This window comes from Novosphingobium sp. MMS21-SN21R, from assembly GCF_031846015.1.
GTDB lineage: Bacteria > Pseudomonadota > Alphaproteobacteria > Sphingomonadales > Sphingomonadaceae > Novosphingobium.
In genome coordinates, this window is record NZ_JAVRDU010000001.1 from 2,844,692 (window position 1) to 2,861,100 (window position 16,409).

At 65.9% G+C, this 16,409-nt stretch carries 14 protein-coding genes; 5 read left to right on the forward strand and 9 right to left on the reverse strand.

The window, feature by feature from the left end; translation table 11 throughout:
• Position 1: 1 nt before the first annotated feature.
• Complete coding sequence (locus RM192_RS13675; RefSeq protein ID WP_311508103.1) at positions 2 to 571, forward strand: hypothetical protein; 570 nt, start codon at positions 2 to 4, stop codon at positions 569 to 571.
• Here RM192_RS13675 and RM192_RS13680 read toward each other — a convergent pair.
• Genes RM192_RS13680 through tsaD form a run of 4 tightly spaced genes read right to left on the reverse strand, consistent with a single transcriptional unit; the run spans position 568 to position 4,642 of the window.
• Complete coding sequence (locus RM192_RS13680; protein WP_311508104.1) at positions 568 to 1,098, reverse strand: hypothetical protein; 531 nt, start codon at positions 1,096 to 1,098, stop codon at positions 568 to 570. The genes RM192_RS13675 and RM192_RS13680 overlap by 4 nt on opposite strands.
• 19 nt (positions 1,099 to 1,117) lie before the next feature.
• The gene (locus RM192_RS13685) at positions 1,118 to 2,605 is read right to left on the reverse strand and encodes a lipopolysaccharide biosynthesis protein (RefSeq protein WP_311508105.1); all 1,488 of its coding nucleotides are present in this window, start codon (positions 2,603 to 2,605) and stop codon (positions 1,118 to 1,120) included.
• The gene (locus tag RM192_RS13690; RefSeq protein WP_311508106.1) at positions 2,598 to 3,593 is read right to left on the reverse strand and encodes an NAD(P)H-dependent glycerol-3-phosphate dehydrogenase; all 996 of its coding nucleotides are present in this window, start codon (positions 3,591 to 3,593) and stop codon (positions 2,598 to 2,600) included. Before RM192_RS13690 ends, RM192_RS13685 begins: the two co-directional genes overlap by 8 nt.
• The gene (tsaD, locus tag RM192_RS13695; RefSeq protein ID WP_311508107.1) at positions 3,590 to 4,642 is read right to left on the reverse strand and encodes a tRNA (adenosine(37)-N6)-threonylcarbamoyltransferase complex transferase subunit TsaD; all 1,053 of its coding nucleotides are present in this window, start codon (positions 4,640 to 4,642) and stop codon (positions 3,590 to 3,592) included. The genes RM192_RS13690 and tsaD overlap by 4 nt, the downstream gene beginning before the upstream one ends.
• Before the next feature lie 45 nt (positions 4,643 to 4,687).
• Between tsaD and hemC the strand changes: the two genes are divergently transcribed.
• From hemC to RM192_RS13710, 3 genes are read left to right on the forward strand one after another with little or no spacing between them, the layout of a single operon-like run.
• Complete coding sequence (gene hemC / locus RM192_RS13700) at positions 4,688 to 5,626, forward strand: hydroxymethylbilane synthase (protein ID WP_311508108.1); 939 nt, start codon at positions 4,688 to 4,690, stop codon at positions 5,624 to 5,626.
• The gene (locus tag RM192_RS13705) at positions 5,623 to 6,303 is read left to right on the forward strand and encodes a uroporphyrinogen-III synthase (protein WP_311508109.1); all 681 of its coding nucleotides are present in this window, start codon (positions 5,623 to 5,625) and stop codon (positions 6,301 to 6,303) included. The genes hemC and RM192_RS13705 overlap by 4 nt, the downstream gene beginning before the upstream one ends.
• Positions 6,304 to 6,332: 29 nt before the next feature.
• Positions 6,333 to 7,220 carry a hypothetical protein gene (locus RM192_RS13710; protein ID WP_311508110.1) on the forward strand — a complete coding sequence of 296 codons (888 nt, stop codon included), beginning with the start codon at positions 6,333 to 6,335 and terminating at the stop codon, positions 7,218 to 7,220.
• 18 nt (positions 7,221 to 7,238) lie between these two features.
• Here the strand turns inward: RM192_RS13710 and RM192_RS13715 are convergent, their stop codons facing one another.
• The 3 genes from RM192_RS13715 to RM192_RS13725 all read right to left on the reverse strand — a co-directional run bounded on the left by RM192_RS13715 (position 7,239) and on the right by RM192_RS13725 (position 11,039).
• Entirely contained in the window at positions 7,239 to 7,697 is a 459-nt protein-coding gene (locus RM192_RS13715) for a hypothetical protein (RefSeq protein WP_311508111.1), read from the reverse strand.
• A 454-nt stretch (positions 7,698 to 8,151) separates the two neighbouring features.
• Positions 8,152 to 9,372 carry an FAD-dependent monooxygenase gene (locus RM192_RS13720; RefSeq protein WP_311508112.1) on the reverse strand — a complete coding sequence of 407 codons (1,221 nt, stop codon included), beginning with the start codon at positions 9,370 to 9,372 and terminating at the stop codon, positions 8,152 to 8,154.
• Positions 9,369 to 11,039: an alkaline phosphatase family protein gene (locus RM192_RS13725; protein ID WP_311508113.1), complete on the reverse strand. Its 1,671-nt coding sequence runs from the start codon at positions 11,037 to 11,039 to the stop codon at positions 9,369 to 9,371. The genes RM192_RS13720 and RM192_RS13725 overlap by 4 nt, the downstream gene beginning before the upstream one ends.
• 146 nt (positions 11,040 to 11,185) lie before the next feature.
• On the opposite strand from RM192_RS13725, the gene RM192_RS13730 reads away from it, so the two are divergent.
• Positions 11,186 to 13,219 (forward strand): protein-disulfide reductase DsbD domain-containing protein, encoded by a 2,034-nt coding sequence (locus RM192_RS13730; protein WP_311508114.1) that lies wholly within the window; start codon positions 11,186 to 11,188, stop codon positions 13,217 to 13,219.
• A gap of 8 nt (positions 13,220 to 13,227) precedes the next feature.
• Here RM192_RS13730 and RM192_RS13735 read toward each other — a convergent pair whose 3' ends face one another.
• Positions 13,228 to 14,001, reverse strand: coding sequence for an SDR family NAD(P)-dependent oxidoreductase (locus RM192_RS13735; protein ID WP_311508115.1), 774 nt, complete (start codon positions 13,999 to 14,001; stop codon positions 13,228 to 13,230).
• A 65-nt stretch (positions 14,002 to 14,066) separates the two neighbouring features.
• Positions 14,067 to 16,355 carry a DNA topoisomerase IV subunit A gene (parC, locus tag RM192_RS13740; protein WP_311508116.1) on the reverse strand — a complete coding sequence of 763 codons (2,289 nt, stop codon included), beginning with the start codon at positions 16,353 to 16,355 and terminating at the stop codon, positions 14,067 to 14,069.
• Between the last annotated feature and the right edge of the window lie 54 nt (positions 16,356 to 16,409).

A 16,409-nucleotide genomic window follows, 5' to 3' on the forward strand; every position in this document is an offset into this window, starting at 1 on the left:
CATGAAGTTCCGGATCACCACCCTCGCGCTAGCGCTCACCCTCGCCGCCTGCTCCAAATCCCCGGCGCCGTCCACCCGCGAAGGCGCGCCGGACAATGCCGTGCGCATGGCGCTGCCTGAGGGCGAGACGCTTCCGGGTGTTCCAGACAGCACTTCCCAACCCGCCTGGGCTGCTGCGCCTGATGGTATGTCGGCACGGTACGGCAATCCGGGCGAACAGCCGCTGGTCTCGATTGCGTGCCGCACCGGCGTGCTGGTCGTCACGCGCCACGCCTATGCGCCGGTCGGCGCACAGGCACTGTTCGCGTTGGTCGGCGACGAAGGGATCATGCGCCTGCCGGTGGACGCCACCGCCATTCCCGGCCAGCGCGGCTATCTGTGGCAGGGCACGCTAACGGCAGACGACGCCCGCGCCAAAGTCCTTGGCGGGGCCTATACCGGCACGCTGCCCGGTGCCGGGATGATCAAGGTTTCTGCTGGCGGCGCGGCGCGCGATGTCATCTCGCGGTGCCGAACCACCGCGCCTACCACAGCGCCAGAGCCTGTCGCCCCTGCGCGAGTGGTCGATTAAACCTTCCCGAACTTCGCCTCGTAGGCAGCGGTATCCCCGCTCGCCAGCAAGCGCGCCTGTTCGACCCAGTTGTCGCGCGTTGCGCGTCCGGCGAAGGAACCCAGTTGCGCGTCAATCCGGGCAATATCCGCGTCGGTCCAGCCCGCGATCTGCGCATAGCTGGTCACGCCAAGCGATGTCAGCAGCGTCTTGAGCTTCGGCCCGACACCCTTGATCCGCCCGAGATCATCGCCGCCCGGATCAGCCTGCGCCTCGGCAATTTCATCCGCAGCGGCAATCGCCACGATCTCGCCGATCCCGGCCATCGTGCCCACGCCCGGCGGCGGGGTGACCAGCGCCGCCGCACTTGGTGCCTCGATCAAGGCGCTATTACGCTCGGCAGGTGCCGCGCCTTCCGACAGTACGTCGGTGTAATCGCGCTTGGTCGGCGCGGGCTTGGTGCGTCCCCACAGCCACCACACGACAAACGCCACCAGCAGGACGATTCCCGCCAGCACAACCTGGTTCGTCTCGATCAGTTCGAGCATTGCCACTCCCTCACGCCCATCATGCCGCCTGCTGCTTGCGGAACAGCACGCGGTCTTCCGGCCCGAACGACCGGACCCACAACATGTAGCAATAAATACCCAGAATGGCGGGAATGCCGAGCGAAAGTTCGGCCCATTCAGGCAACCATGTCACCGCCGTGCCAAGCGCTGCCGCCGGGATCACCGCCCAAGCAAGGCCCCAGCGCCAGTTGCTGATGCTGTGCCCGAGAATGCGGGACAGCACGCGTGACTTCACCGCCGACGAAAGGCCCAGCGAAAGCGCCAGCGCCAGCGCAGCCGCCGCCGCGACATACATCGGCCCCCAGCCCGCATTGCGCGCCGCGACGATCAGCACGATCGTCAGCACCGCTTGGACCGCAATCGTCGCAAGGCTGATCCACAGGTTCCGCATCCGCGCGAGGTAAACCAGCGCCGCCTCGCTCACCACGGCCTTAGAAGCCACCACTTCGGCCACGAGCAGGAACACCAGCGCCGCTGTGCCCGACACGAAGGCAGGCCCGCCAAGGCCCATCAGCCCTTCGCCCGGAATGCCCAGGGCCATCGCAATGCCCACTTGCGCCGCGCTGATCCAGAAACCCACCTGGCACACCTGCTTGGCAATCGCGGCGTAGTCCTTGTCTTTCACGCTGCGCGTGATGACCGGCCCCAGCACCGGTTCGAAGCTGGTCTTGAGCTTCTGCGGCAAGGACGCGAACTGCTGCGCGAAGTAGTAGATGCCCAGCGGCGCTTCGCCCACGAAGAAACGCAGGATGAATACGTCGAGCTTGCGCGTCCCCCACTCTACCGCATCGGCGCCTGCCAAGGGCAAGTTGCGCCGGGCCAGTTCCCAAAGCAACATCGGGCGCGGCTTCCACGCATGGGGAAGCCCGTAGGATCGCACCAGCGAGAACATCGCCACCGCCGTCGCCGCCCAGACCGACAGCAGATAGGCCAGACTCAGGCCCGATTCCGGCGAGACGAAATAGAACACGCCCGCCGCAATCGAGATCGTCCACGGCTCCACCACCGAGCGCGCCCGCACGGTTGCCGCCACGTCGAAACGATAGGCCAATGCCGCCAATGCAAGGTCGCCCAAAGCCAAACCGGGTATGGCCAGCACCAGCAACCGGTCAGCAAGCGAGAACGCGCTGCTCGGATACATCGACTGCGGGAACGCATAGATCACCGCACCCATGCCGAGCGACAGCGCCATCGCCAGCAGGAAGGAATCGCCTACGCTGTTCGCCGGATGCTGGTCGCCCTCAGCCAATCGCTGCGCAAGGCCGCGCTTCTGCCCCAGCGTCGCCAGCATGCCCGCAAATTCGACCATGACCAGCGCCGAGGCGAACCGCCCCATCGCAGGTGCGCCATAGAAGCGGCTGGCGATGATCAGGAACGGGATGCGCGCCAGCAGCCGCAGCAGGAACCCGAGAAAATTGGTGCGCCCGCCCTTTGCAAGCGCGGCAATGTCCTGCTGGCCGGGAGGGGGCGAGGCAGCGTCAGACAAGCGGGTTTTCCGCCTTGAGCGGTCGGGAAAGCAGCCCAGCGACAACGTCCCGCGCAGGCGCACCGCCTTCGAGCAATGTCACCACCGCCTCGACGATCGGCATCGAAATGCCCCGCCCGCGCGCAAGTTCGGCGAGCACCGGCGCGGTGAACGCGCCCTCGGCCACGGTCGTCTGCGATCCCAACACTTCGCTCGCACTCGCGCCTTCCCCCAGCGCCTTGCCCAGCGAAAAATTGCGGCTCGAGGTGGAAGAACAGGTCAGCACAAGGTCACCCAAACCCGAAAGACCCGAGAGCGTTTCCGGCTTTGCGCCCAGCGCCAGCCCGAACCGCTGCATTTCGGCAAAGCCGCGGCTGATCAGCGCCGCACGCGCGTTCTGTCCTAACTGCAGCCCATCGACCACGCCGCAAGCAATCGCGAGCACGTTCTTGACCGCGCCGCCGATCTCCGCGCCCGCGATATCGTCCGAATAATAGGGCCGGAACGCGGGCCGCGCGATGGCAGCAGACAGCCGCTTCCACTGCGCCTCGCCGCCCGCGCAGGCCAGCGTCACTGCCGTCGGCAGGCCAGCGGCCACCTCATGCGCGAATGTCGGCCCGGACAGCACGGCAAGGCTCGCGCCCGGCGCGGCGTCACGGGCAACGTCAGCCATCAGGCGCCCGGTTCCGGCTTCGATCCCCTTTGAACACAGCACCACGTCGCCGCCATCCCGGCCAATCCCGCCCAGAACGCGCGCCAGATGTTGCGCTGGCGTCACCAGCAGCAGCACGGGCACTGCGGCCATCTCGGCCAGATTGTCGGTCGCGGTGATCGAGGCGTTCAACTGCGCCGAGGGCAGAAACAGTCCGTTGCGGCGCTCGTCATTGATCTCGGCCACCAGTTCCGGCTCGCGCGCCCACAGCAGCACCTGGCGCCCGTCGCTCGACAGCATCTGTGCCAGCGCAGTGCCCCATGCTCCTGCGCCGACGACACCCACTTCCACGGTCATGCCTTCACCCCTGCACCGCGCACGGGCGCGGCATTGTCATCGAGCGGCCAGCGCGGGCGCGCCGCCACGTCGAGTGCATCGACATATCCCAGAGCAAAGCGTTCGGCACCAGCCCAGCCGATCATCGCGGCATTGTCTGTGCACAGTTTCGGCGGCGGCGCGACCAGCGGCAGCCCATGCGCGCCCGCCAGCGCCTCCAGCGCACCCCGCAACGCCGCATTGGCTGCAACCCCGCCCGCCACAACCAGCGCGGTCATACCCGGCGAAGCGGCGGCCAGCGCAATCCGAGTCCGGTCCACCACACAATCGATAGCCGCCTGCTGGAACGAAGCCGCGATGTCCGCGTCGGCATAAATCCCCGCATCCTTCGCTCGCATCACCGCGCTTTTCAGTCCGGCGAACGAGAAATGCACCTCACCGCTGCCCACCAGCGGGCGCGGCAGCTTTACCGCACGGGGGTCACCCTCACGCGCCATCCGCTCTACAGCAGGCCCGCCTGGATACCCGAGGCCGAGGATCTTCGCGGTCTTGTCGAAAGCCTCGCCCAACGCATCGTCGATGGTCGTGGCGAGGCGGCGATACTGCCCCACGCCTGCCACTTCCAGAATCTGGCAATGCCCGCCCGAAACCAGCAGCAGCAGATAAGGATAGTGCAGCGACGGATCGGCCAGACGCGGCGAAAGCGCGTGGCCCTCCAGATGGTTGACGGCGATCAGCGGCTTGCCCGCCGCCATCGCCAGCGCCTTGCCCGTGACCAACCCGACCATGACCCCGCCGATCAGCCCCGGCCCCGCCGTCGCTGCAATCGCGTCCATGCCGCCAAGGCCAAGCCCTGCATCGGCCAGCACCGCCGCGATCATCGGGCTGAGCACTTCGACATGGGCACGGGCTGCGATTTCGGGCACCACGCCGCCATAGGGCCGGTGCGCCTCATCCTGCGAAGCGATGCGCTGCGCCACGATACGCGTCTCCAGCGACGCGCCATTGCTGTCGATCACCGCGGCGGCGGTTTCATCGCAACTGGATTCTATGCCAAGGATCAGGGCCATCAGGCGCTTTCCTCTAGAGATAATCCCGTTTACGGCAAGCGGCGCATGACATCAGCCTCTCCCAAACAGCCGCTCAAGCTCGGCACCCGCCGCTCTCCGCTCGCCATGGCGCAAGCCTTTGAGGCCCGCGCACGCCTTTGCGCCGCACATGGCTGGCCCGAAACGATGGTCGAACTGGTCCCCGTCACCGCCAGCGGCGACAAGATTCAGGACCGCCCTTTGGCCGAGATCGGCGGCAAGGCGTTGTGGACCAAGGAACTCGACGCCTGGCTGATCTCGGGCGAGATCGACTTTGCGGTCCATTCGATGAAGGACGTCGAGACCGTCCGCCCTGAACAATTCGCCATCGCCGCCGTTCTTCCCCGCGCCGATGTGCGCGACGTGCTGGTAGGTGCGCCCTCTATCCATGCCATCCCGCCCGGCGCGTGCGTCGGCACCAGCGCGCCGCGCCGCGCCGCGCAGATGCTCCACGCCCGGTCAGACCTGAGGATCGTCGGCTTTCGCGGCAATGTCGCCACGCGCCTCGCCAAGCTGCAGGCAGGCGAGGCTGACGTTACCCTGCTCGCCGCTGCGGGCCTCGAACGACTTGGCGAAACTGGCGTTGGCCATCCGCTATCCGAATTCGAATGGCTCCCCGCCCCCGCCCAAGGCGCAATCGGCATCGAATGCCTTGTCGAGCGGGATGACCTGCGCCACTGGCTTGCCGCCATCGATGACACGCCCAGCCATGATGCCATCCGCGCCGAACGCGCGCTGCTTCTCGCGCTTGGCGGCAATTGCCACAGCCCGATTGCGGTCCTGACGACTGCCCATGCATCTTCGCTCACCCTGCGCGCCGCCATCTTCAGCCCCGATGGTGCAGAGCGCGTCGAAGCCAGCGAAACCTTCGCTCCGCACGACGCAGATGGCCCCGCCCGCCTCGCCCAGCGCCTGCTGGCAGAGGCCCCTGAATCGGTGACCGTGCATTTCAGCGGAGCGCCATGACTTCGCTTCCGCTGATCGTGATCCGCCCCGAACCGGGCAATACGGGCACCCTCGCCGCTGCGAAAGCCATGACCCTCGCAGCCCACGGCTTCCCGCTGTTCGACGTCGCTCCGCGCGCCTGGGACATGCCGGAACGCCCCTTCACCGCGATCCTCGCAGGCAGCGCAAATGTGTTCCGACACGGCGGGCCGCAGCTTGATGCGCTAAGGCAAATCCCTGTCGCCGCCGTGGGCGAGACGACCGCCCAATTTGCGCGCGGCGCCGGTTTCACGGTAAACCGCACTGGCGAGGGCGGGCTGCAACCGCTGGTCGAAACGCTCTCGCCGGGCCGTTATCTGCGGCTTGCCGGGCTGGACCGGGTGGAACTTGTGCCACCAGACGGCGTGCAGATCGAAACCCGAACCGTTTATGCCGCGCAGCCCTGCCCCGTTCCGGGCGAACTTGCGGCGCTGCTCTCTGGTCGCGCGGTCACCCTGCTCCATTCGGGCGAAGCAGCGCGGCATTTTCGCGCGGAATGCGAACGGCTTGAAATTGTTCGATCAAATATCTACCTCGCCTGCCTTGCCCCGCGCATAGGCGAACTGGCCGGCCCCGGCTGGGGCCAGATCGCGGTGGCTCGGACTAGAACCGATGCGGACCTGCTGGAACTCGCCGCGCGAATGTGCCAGACAGTGTGACTTCGGGGCGACAGGACAAGAAAAAACGCATGCAGGATTTTGGGGACAGACCGCGCGTAGCGCCCGAGCGTAGCGGCATGCGCGGACGGACCATTGCCGCGCTTCTCGCGGGCTGCCTGCTCGCGGGCGCGGTCGGCGCGGCATGGCTCGGCTGGCGCAATGGCTTGATCGAACTCGATGTTTCGGAAGGTGTGCCGCAACTCATCGCCGCCCCAAGCGCCACACCAACAACGACGTTCGCCGCTGTCGATACCGCCGCACAGGCGCAACTGGCGGGGACTTCGGCCAAGGTCGCCATGCTCGAACAGCGCCTCGCTGAACTCAACGCCCAGGCCATCGCCGCCTCGGCCAATGCCACCCACGCCGAGTCGCTGCTGCTCGCCTTTGCCGCGCGCCGCGCGCTTGAACGCGGCCAGCCGCTCGGCTGGATCGAAACGCAATTGCGCGTCCGCTTCGGCGCGACACAAGGCGCTGCGGTGGACCGCGTGATCGCTGCGGGCGCCGCACCGGTCACCCTCGCCCAGCTTTCCGAACAGTTCGAACTGCTCGCGCCCACCCTCGTCGGCGGTTCGCCCGATGAAGGCACATGGGACTGGTTCAGCCGCCAGGTCTCCGGTCTGTTCGTCGTTCGCCATGACGACATGCCCTCCCCCGCCCCCGAAAGCCGCCTCGTCCGCACCCGCGCCTTCCTCGCGGGCGGCAAAGTCGAAGCCGCCGCCGCAGAAGTAGAACGCATGCCCGGCAACGCCGCCGCCGCCGACTGGCTAGCCCACGCCCGCGATTACACCGCCGCTGAACGCGCGCTGGACCAGTTGGAAGCCACCGCCTTGATGAGCGCGCAGCCGGTGGCGGCGCCGAGCGCTGCGCCGACGGTTGAGGCTAGTCCGAGTGCTGATGCGTCTGACGGGGCGTTGTGAGGCCGGGGGGTGGATTGATCACTTAGCCAGATCCGCAAAATCCGATTGATTTATATACTTGGCAAACGCGCCCATCGCTCTATCTGTTTCTGGGTCTCCCGCCAACTCCTGCACTGCCAAACGGCCGAACACTTCGAATGCCGAGCTGAATGCTTGCAGGTTTCCGGGTTTCAACAAAGGGCGAGCGACCACTTTGCAATCGACCGTGATGAGGCGCGTAAATATTTGAGCCAGACCCCTATCAAGCTCATCGCGCCTTTCCGGAGATACGTCCGCGAGCCCTTTGAGCTGGGGTGCCGACGCCATCGAGGATACAAACCAGCCAGCAAAAACAATACGATCTGAACCCGTTGACTTCATGGACAAGCATTGGGAAAGCGCCTCGACTTGCGCCTGCTGCTCAACGTCTGCCTCTGCGAATGCCGTCGTGGGTAGCATCATACCCAAGATGATCGCGACGGCTTTGATCAACTTCATGACTTTCCTTCCAAACAAGCTGAAGTATTTTTGATTGTGCTGGGAAGGTTTGCATAAGACCCTCAATGCAACAATATCCTATGCACAATACATTTTCTCAGTTTTGATGCCAAAACCGAATTCTCAAGCCATCCCACAACCTCGCGTCGCCCCGGATTTGATCCGGGGTGGGGCTTTTCGTTGCGGCGGGCGTTGGAAATGTTGGTTCGCTAAGAGGCCGGGAAGGACGCGGTGGGTTTTCCCCCTTGGGGATCGTCACCCAATTCTGCTCGGCGAAGTTCCCGGCAATCGCAGACTGGCGAGAGACCCGCGGCCAGACGCAAAAATCTCCACACCCCTGCGCGAACCGGCAAGAACAGCCTCACCCCGGATCATGTCCGGGGCGACGAGGGGTGGTCGGCGCGTCTCCCTCTCTCCCAACCCTCTCCCCTGAAAGGGCGAGGGCTAAGAAATCTCAAGCCGCCCGCAGCAGCTTCGGCAAATCGCCGCTCATCCCGCGCGCTTCATCCATGAACCAGCGCTTGAGTGGACCCACGCGCTGCACGCCTGCCATGCCGAAGCGGCGGATGGCAGAGGGCAATTTCCCCGGAACGCCGAACAGCCGCGTCAGCACATCTGTTGCGGTAGCCACCATGAACGTATCTGCAGCGCGCCAGCGTTCGTAGCGGGCGAGCAATTGCGCATCGCCTGCGTCAAGCCCCAGCCGCACACCGTCTGAAAGTACTTCGACCAGCGCCGCCACGTCGCGCAGGCCCACGTTGAGGCCCTGCCCGGCGATCGGGTGCATTCCGTGCGCGGCATCGCCGACCAGCGCCAGCCGCTCGTCCACGATCTTCACGGTGTGGTGGAAGTTCAGAGGGTAGGACGTGCGCGGGCTTGCCAGTTCGATCTTGCCGAAAATGGCGTGCATCCGGCTGGACACTTCGTTCAGGAACATCGCCTCGGGCATGGCCAGCACGGCGGCGGCGTCCTTTTCGGCCACGGTCCAGACCAGCGCCGAACGGTGCACCCCGTCCGCACCATCGAGCAGCGGCAGAAGCGCGAACGGCCCTGCCGGATAGAACACTTCCCACGCGACATTTTCATGCGACTTCTCGTGCGTCAGTCCGGCAATGATCGCGCGGTGGCCATAGTCCCAGCGCGCCGGCGTGAACCCCGCCTCGTCGCGCGTGGGCGACTTGCGCCCCTCGGCTCCAACCAGCAGCCGCCCTTTCAGCACGCGGCCATCGGCCAGTGTGACGCTCACGCCATGCTCGCCGCGCTCGCGCTTCACCACATGCGCGTTCGGATGGAAGCTGATCGCCTCCTCCCGCGCGCCTGCGTCATACATCGCGATGCGCAAATCGCGGTTGGCATACATCCGCCCGAGCGAACCATCCCCTTCGCCCGGCTTGAAGTCGATCCGCCCCGGCTTCATCGCGTCGGTCACCGCAATCGCCTCGATCGGGCACCCCAGCGGCGTCAGGGCTTCGGCCATGCCGAGATGGGCGTAAAGGTTCCAGCTTGCGGTCGAAATCGCCGAAGCGCGCCCGTCGAACCCGTCAGCCGTCTGCGCCGCAGGGTCGGAATTGTCGACCACATGGGCACTGATCCCCGCCTTCGCCAAACCGATCGCCAGCGTCATGCCGACAAGGCCACCGCCAAGGATGACAACGTCGGCGGTAAGGTCATTCATTTTGCGGCTCCACAGGTATTGCCCGGCCCACCATCGAGATCGAGGCAGCGCCCGTCAAACGAACCTTCGGGAATCTTGAGGCCGATCAATGCCGCAAGGCTGGGCGCGATGTCCACCGTTTCCACGGCGCTGGGCTGTTCGAACCCGGTCATCCCCTTGCGCCAGAACAGGATCGGCACGCGGCGGTCATAGTCCCACGGACTGCCATGCGTGGCGATGTAGCCCGGCCCCGGCGTTGCAATCGGTACGATGCCGCGCTTCAGGAACACCACGAAATCGCCCGAATGCAGCGGGTTGTACGAAGCCCGTGCGCGCTCCGCCATCGTCCACACCTCGGGCGAGCGCGTCGGCATCGGCGTCGCCGCGATTTCGGCTGCGGTCAGCACCGCCTCGACCTGCGGATTGGCTTCGAGCACCGCCTTGGCATCGTCGACGATCTTGCCCTTGAGGCCCGGCGCAACGTCCTTGCGCACCCAGTAATCGCCCGATGCCCCGTCCGCGAGGATCAGCCCGTCAGCGGCAAGCCCGAACCGCTTGCCGAGCACGTCCGACAGCGCCTTGTCCGAAACGCTTTTCTTTACGCGATCCGCCTGTTCGAGCGCTTGTTCGTCCAGCCGCTCGGGAATGTCGAACCCGCCGTGGTCGGCGGTCAGCACCACCGCATAATCGATCCCGCGCTTGTCGAGGCTGGCGAAAAAATCGCCCAGCGCCAGATCGAGCTGGGTCAGCTGGATACACATTTCCGCGCCTTCGGTGCCGGTGGCATGGCCGACAAAGTCCGTTACCGACAGGCTCACCGCCAGAACGTCGGGCACGGCGTCCTTGCCCAGCTTTTCCTCGTCGACCAGCTTCACCGCCAGATCGAGCGTCGCCCGGTCGAGCCGGGGCGAAACGCGAAATGCTTCTGCGTCGCCAGCTTTCATGGCGAAGTGTCCAGTGCCCACCGTGACATCGCCCGCCCGTACCGCGCGGTCGGCACGCGCGCACCAGGCCGGGAGCGGATAGGCCGCTGCGCCCTTGGCCAGCGTCGATGCAATCTCGGCGTTCTGCGCTGCCGCCTTCGGTCCGATCTCGCGGCCTGCCAGCGTAACGAACTTGTCGCCCTTCCACCAATAGACCTGATCGATATCGTGGCCGCCCATCATCAGCGCGGCCCGGTCCTTGCCCGAAACGGCAATGTTCAGCGCCTCCGGATTGGCGCGCTTCATCCAATCGCCCAGTGTCGGCACCAACAGCGAGCCGACAGAGGCGACATAGTCGCCGGACCCCGCCACGCGTTTCGAAACATCTTCCGCACAATAGACTTTTGTGCGCCCGACGGTGACACTCTGATCGATCCAGTAATTGGCGATGATCCCGGTATGCGCCGGGCGATTGCCGGTGAGGATCGTCGAATGGCCGGGACAAGTCTCGGTCGCCGCGTGGCTCTGGTAGCCCGACGGGAACACCGCTCCCTGCGTCAACCGCGCGAGGCCGCCGGTAAAGCGCTGGCGGTACTGGGCAAAGATGTCGGACGAGAACTGGTCGATGGCGATGGCCACAACAAGTCTTGGCGCGCCATCGGGCACCGTCTTGCTCACAGGTGCGCTGGTATCCTGCGCCAGTGCTGGCACCGCGGGCATGGCTACGGCGGCGAGGAGAGCGGCAGCTTTGCGGGCGAAGGTCATCACGCGGAACATACTCCTTGGGGCACGCACACTGGACACGGGGCAAGGCCAATCGTAGGACGCCGGGGAGCGCTACGCATGGCCCCGGCGACGCTCCGGTTCAAGGGGCCTTGTGGACCTCTATGGCCGAAAGCCCGATGCGCAAGATGGCTGGGATCAATAGCTTGCGCAGCATAGCGATGTTTGTGACGGCGTTGTTGCTGTCGCTTGCTTTCGCGCTTGTTCCAGCCAAAGCCGCGCCCAATCACATGCGCGCCTCGCTGCTGGCCGAAGGGCCGGTGCTGCCCGGGCAGACAGTCACGCTCGCGCTGCTGATGCAGCCTGAAAAGGGTTGGCACGGCTACTGGTCCAATCCCGGCGATGCGGGCTACGGCCTGACGCTCGACTGGACCCTGCCGCCAGGTGCCAGTACCGGCGCGATGCAGTTTCCGGTGCCGCAGACTCTGCTCATCCAGGGCCTGATGAACCACGTTTACGAGCACGAATATGCCGTGCTCGTGCCCTTCACGGTGCCCGCCACCGCCACCCCCGGCACGCTGCTGCCGGTGAACGTCAGGGCGCAGTGGCTGGTCTGCACCGAGACGATCTGCGTGCCCGAACGCGCAGACCTTGAAGGCGCGATCACCATCGGTACAGGCGCAAAGGACACCCGGTTCGAACCATGGCGCGCCGCGCTGCCTGCTCCGCTTGACCGCGCGGGTGCGTTCGCCATCGGCCCGAAGTCGGTCCGCGTCGCCTTGCCGTTCCCCGCCTCGGCCCAGCTCGAAGCGCCGCACCTGTTCCTCTCGACCGAACGCCTCGCCGATTACGCCGCCCCGCAGCGCTTCTTTCGCGACGGTGACACGCTGGTCATCGAAGTGCCGCTCGGCAAAGCATCTGCCGCCCCAGCCAAGGTCGAAGGCGTGCTCGCCATGGGCAAGGACGCAGGCGGCATCGCCTTCACCACCGCCCCCGGCCCCGTGCCAACCGGCGGCGATGAAGTGGGCGGCGCCGCGTTCTCCGCCTCCGTCCTCGGCCTTGCGCTGCTCGGCGCCTTCCTCGGCGGGCTGGTCCTGAATGTAATGCCCTGCGTCTTCCCGATTCTCAGCCTCAAGGCACTGGCACTGGCGCGCGGCAATTCGCACGATGCAAAGGCCGATGGCCTCGCCTACACCGGCGGCGTTGTGCTCGCCTGCCTCGCGCTTGGCGGGGTGATGCTGGGCTTGCGCGCAGGCGGCGAACAGGTGGGCTGGGCGTTCCAGTTGCAGGAACCCGGCGTCATCGCCGTCCTGCTTCTGCTCGCCGCCGCGATCACCGCCAATTTCGCTGGCCTCTACGAACTCCCCGGCCTGTCGATCGAGCGCGGCGCAGGCAGAACCGGCGCTTTCGGCACCGGGCTGCTGGCGGCCTTCGTCGCCACCCCCTGCACCGGGCCGTTCATGGCCGCAGCAATGGGCGCTGCGCTGGTCCTGCCGTGGTGGGCAGCGCTGGGGGTGTTTGCCGCGCTGGGCCTCGGCCTCGCCCTGCCGTTCCTGGCTCTCGGCTTCGTGCCCCCCCTGCGACGCCTCCTGCCAAAGCCCGGCGCGTGGATGGACCGCTTCCGCCGGATCATGGCCGTGCCGATGGGCCTGACCGCGCTCGCGCTCGGCTGGCTGGCTTGGCGCGTGGGCGGGGCGACCTTTACCTCGGTTCTGGTCGCCATCGCGGTGATGCTAATTGCCGCCTTGGCTGCCGTCGGCGTGACGCAGCGCAAGGGCCAGTCTACCCGCCAGCTCATGGCCATTTGCGCCCTCATCGCCATCGGCGGCGTGATCGGCCTGCCGCCCGCAAGCGCTGACAAAACGGTCGAATCTGGCGGCCTCCTCGCCGCGCGCCCGTTCAGCGAGGCCGCGCTGGCTGAGGCGCGCCGCGCGAACAAACCCGTCTTCGCCTACTTCACCGCCGACTGGTGCCTCTCGTGCAAAGTCAACGAAAGCACCTCGATCGAGCGCGAGACAACCCGCGCGGCGTTCGAAAAGGCCGGTGTGGTCGTGCTGGTCGGCGACTGGACCCGCCGCGATCCTGCGATCACCAAGTTCCTCACCGCACAGGGCGTGGCCGGCGTCCCGCTCTACTTGTGGTATCCCGCAGGCGGCGGCAACCCCCGCCAACTGCCGCAAGTGCTGACGCCGGACCTGCTGGCGGGGTTGCCCGCCCAATAAAGCGCCGCTTAGAGGCTCTGCCCGTCATCCAGCGATATGAAAGTCCCGGTCACCTGCCGCGATGCGTCCGAGGCGAAGAATAGCGCCATATCATCCAGCGCTGAAATCTCGGTCAGGCGCCTGCGCGGCCATGACGCGATCTGCGCCTTGCCGCCCTCGCTGTCGAACCACTCCCCGTCAATCTCGGTACGGATATAGCCCGGCTGGATCACGTTGACGTTGATTCCGGCCCGCGCCCACTCGCGCGCGAACTGTCGGCCAAGATGCTGGACCCCCAGCTTTGTCGCGGCATAGGCGGCATCGCCCATGCCGGTTTCCTGCGCAGTGATCGATCCGGTCAGGATGATCCGCCCCTTCTCGGTTTGCTTCGATCCCGCTGCAATCATCCGCCGCGCCCCTTCGCGCGCAGTCAGATAGACCCCGTTGAAATTGGTATCGACCAGCCGGCGCACCGCCTCGGCGGGCAAATCAATCGCCCGCCCCGGCGCGACCATCCCGGCGTTGGCGACGACAATGTCGGGGACGCCAAAGCTCGCTTCGGCAGCATCGAACGCCGCGATGATCGAGGCCTCCTCGGTCACATCCAGCGCCACCGCAAGCGCCCTGCCGCCGCCCGAATTGATCTCGCCCGCCAGCGCTTCGACCCGGTCGATCCGCCGCGCGCCGATCACCACCGCAGCCCCCGCCGCCGCATAAAGCCGCGCGAAATGCGCACCAAGGCCCGACGACGCCCCAGTGATCAGCGCAACGCGTCCTTCAAGCGAATAACGTGGGCGTTCCATCAACCTCTCCTGTGGCGGCCAGATGGTCTAATCGCGCCCTTGCCCTGCACAAACCCGCACAAACGTCAGAACTTGTTGTCGCGCGGGAAGCCGTTGGGCGGCAAGCGCCCCGCGGCACCGCGCGCAACCTTCCACGGCAGCAAGTCCTTCTCGGTCCGCGTGCGGCCCGTATCGCCGCCCATCGTCCACGACAGCCCATCTTCCAGCTTCAGCGTGACCAGGTCGGCCATGCCGCCGTCCTTGTAGCGCTGCAGGGTCACGCCTTGCCCCTTGGCCAGAAGCGGCACTTCGGACAGCGCGAACAGCACCAGTTTGCGGTTGTCGCCGATCACGGCAACATGATCGTGCTCGGGCGCGATCTCGCGCACCACGGCCAGCTTCACGCCGGGCTTGGTCGAAACCACGCCCCTCCCCTTGCGGGTTTCGGCCAGAAGCTCATCCATCTCGGCGGCGAACCCGCGCCCGGTATTGGCCGCCAGCAACAATTGCCCCTTGGCCTTGTAGATTACCACATCGACGATCTGCGCCTCGGGATCGATGTCCACCATCGTCCTGATCGGCTCGCCAAAGCCCCGCGCGCCCGGCAGCTTGTCCGCGCCCAGCGTGTAGAACCGCCCGTTGTCCACCGCCACCAGCAGCTTGTCGGTGGTCTGGCAGTGGAAGGCATGGGCCGGGCCGTCGCCTTCCTTGAACTTGAAATCGCCATCCAAGGCCAAGTGCCCTTTGGCCGCCCTGATCCAGCCCTTGGCCGAAAGGATCACCGTCACCGGCTCCTTCTCGATCATCGCGTCCATGCTGAATTCGCGCGTCGGCGCGGCTTCGGCAATCGTGGTGCGACGGCGGCCGAGCGGCGTATCTTCGGCATATTCCTTGCGCAGCGCGTTCAGATCGCGCTTCAACCGGGTGCGCTGTTTGGCCGGGCTGTCGAGCAGCTTCTGCAGTTCCTCCTGCTCGGCCACAAGGTCATCCAGTTCCTTGCGCAGCTCCATTTCCTCAAGCTTGCGCAAGGACCGCAGCCGCATGTTAAGGATCGCTTCGGCCTGACGGTCGGTCAGGTCGAACTCGGCCATCATCACCGGCTTGGGCTCATCCTCGGTGCGGATGATCTCGATGATCCGGTCAAGGTTGAGGTAGGCGATGATATAGCCGCCGACCAGTTCCAGCCGCGCGGCGATCTTTTCCAGCCGGTAGCGCGACCGGCGCAGCAGGATGTCGATCTGGCTGATCACCCATTCCTGCAACAGCAGCTTCAGCCCCAGCACGCCCGGCGTGCGCCGTGCATCCAGCACGTTGAGGTTCAGCCCGAAGCGGTTTTCCAGATCGGTCAGCCGATACAGCGATTCCTTGAGCAGATCGGGGTCGATGTTCCGGCTCTTGGGCACCAGCACCAGCCGGATCTGCTCGTCCGATTCATCGCGCACATCTTCAAGGATCGGCAGCTTCTTGTCGGCGATAAGCTGCGCGATCTGTTCGATCAGTTTGCCCTTCTGCACCTGATAGGGGATTTCCGAGATGACCAGCTGCCACTGGCCGCCGCCCAGCTTCTCGATCCCCGTCTCTTCCCAGTTGCCATCCGCATCGCGGCCCGTGGAAAAGCGCGCGCGCACCCGGATTGCGCCGCGCCCGCTGGCATAAGCCGCCGAAATCGCCGCTGGGCTTTCCACCACCACGCCGCCCGTCGGCAGATCAGGCCCGTGGAACACTTCCATCAGCTGTTCGTGTTCGACCGCCGGGTTGTCGATCAGCAGCAGCGTGGCGTCGACGATCTCGGCGACGTTGTGGCTCGGGATATTGGTGGCCATGCCCACCGCGATCCCGCTCGACCCATTGGCCAGCAGGTTGGGGAACAGGCCCGGAAAGATATCCGGTTCCTCGTCCTCACCGTTATAGGTGGGATGGAAATCGACCGTGCCGTCTTCCAGCCCGGACATCAGCCGCATCGCGGTTCGCGTCAGGCGCGCTTCGGTGTAGCGATAGGCGGCGGCATTATCGCCGTCGATGTTGCCGAAGTTGCCCTGCCCCTCGACCAGCGGATAGCGCAGCGCAAAATCCTGCGCGAGGCGGACCATCGCGTCATAGACCGACTGGTCGCCATGCGGGTGATACTTGCCGATCACATCGCCCACCACGCGCGCCGATTTCTTGAACGCGCCGTTGGCGTCCAGCTTCAGCTGCCGCATCGCCCACAGCAGGCGGCGATGCACCGGCTTCAGGCCGTCGCGCAGATCGGGCAGCGACCGCGCCGTGATCGTCGACAGCGCATAGACCAGGTAGCGCTCCGACAAGGCAGAATCGAATGGGGCATCGACGATAGCGTCGAAAGGATCGGGGTCGGTGTCTTTGGTGATCGCCATGGCCGCGCAGGCTTAGCAACCAGCCAGCCCGAACGGAAGGCCATGCGCGGAAAG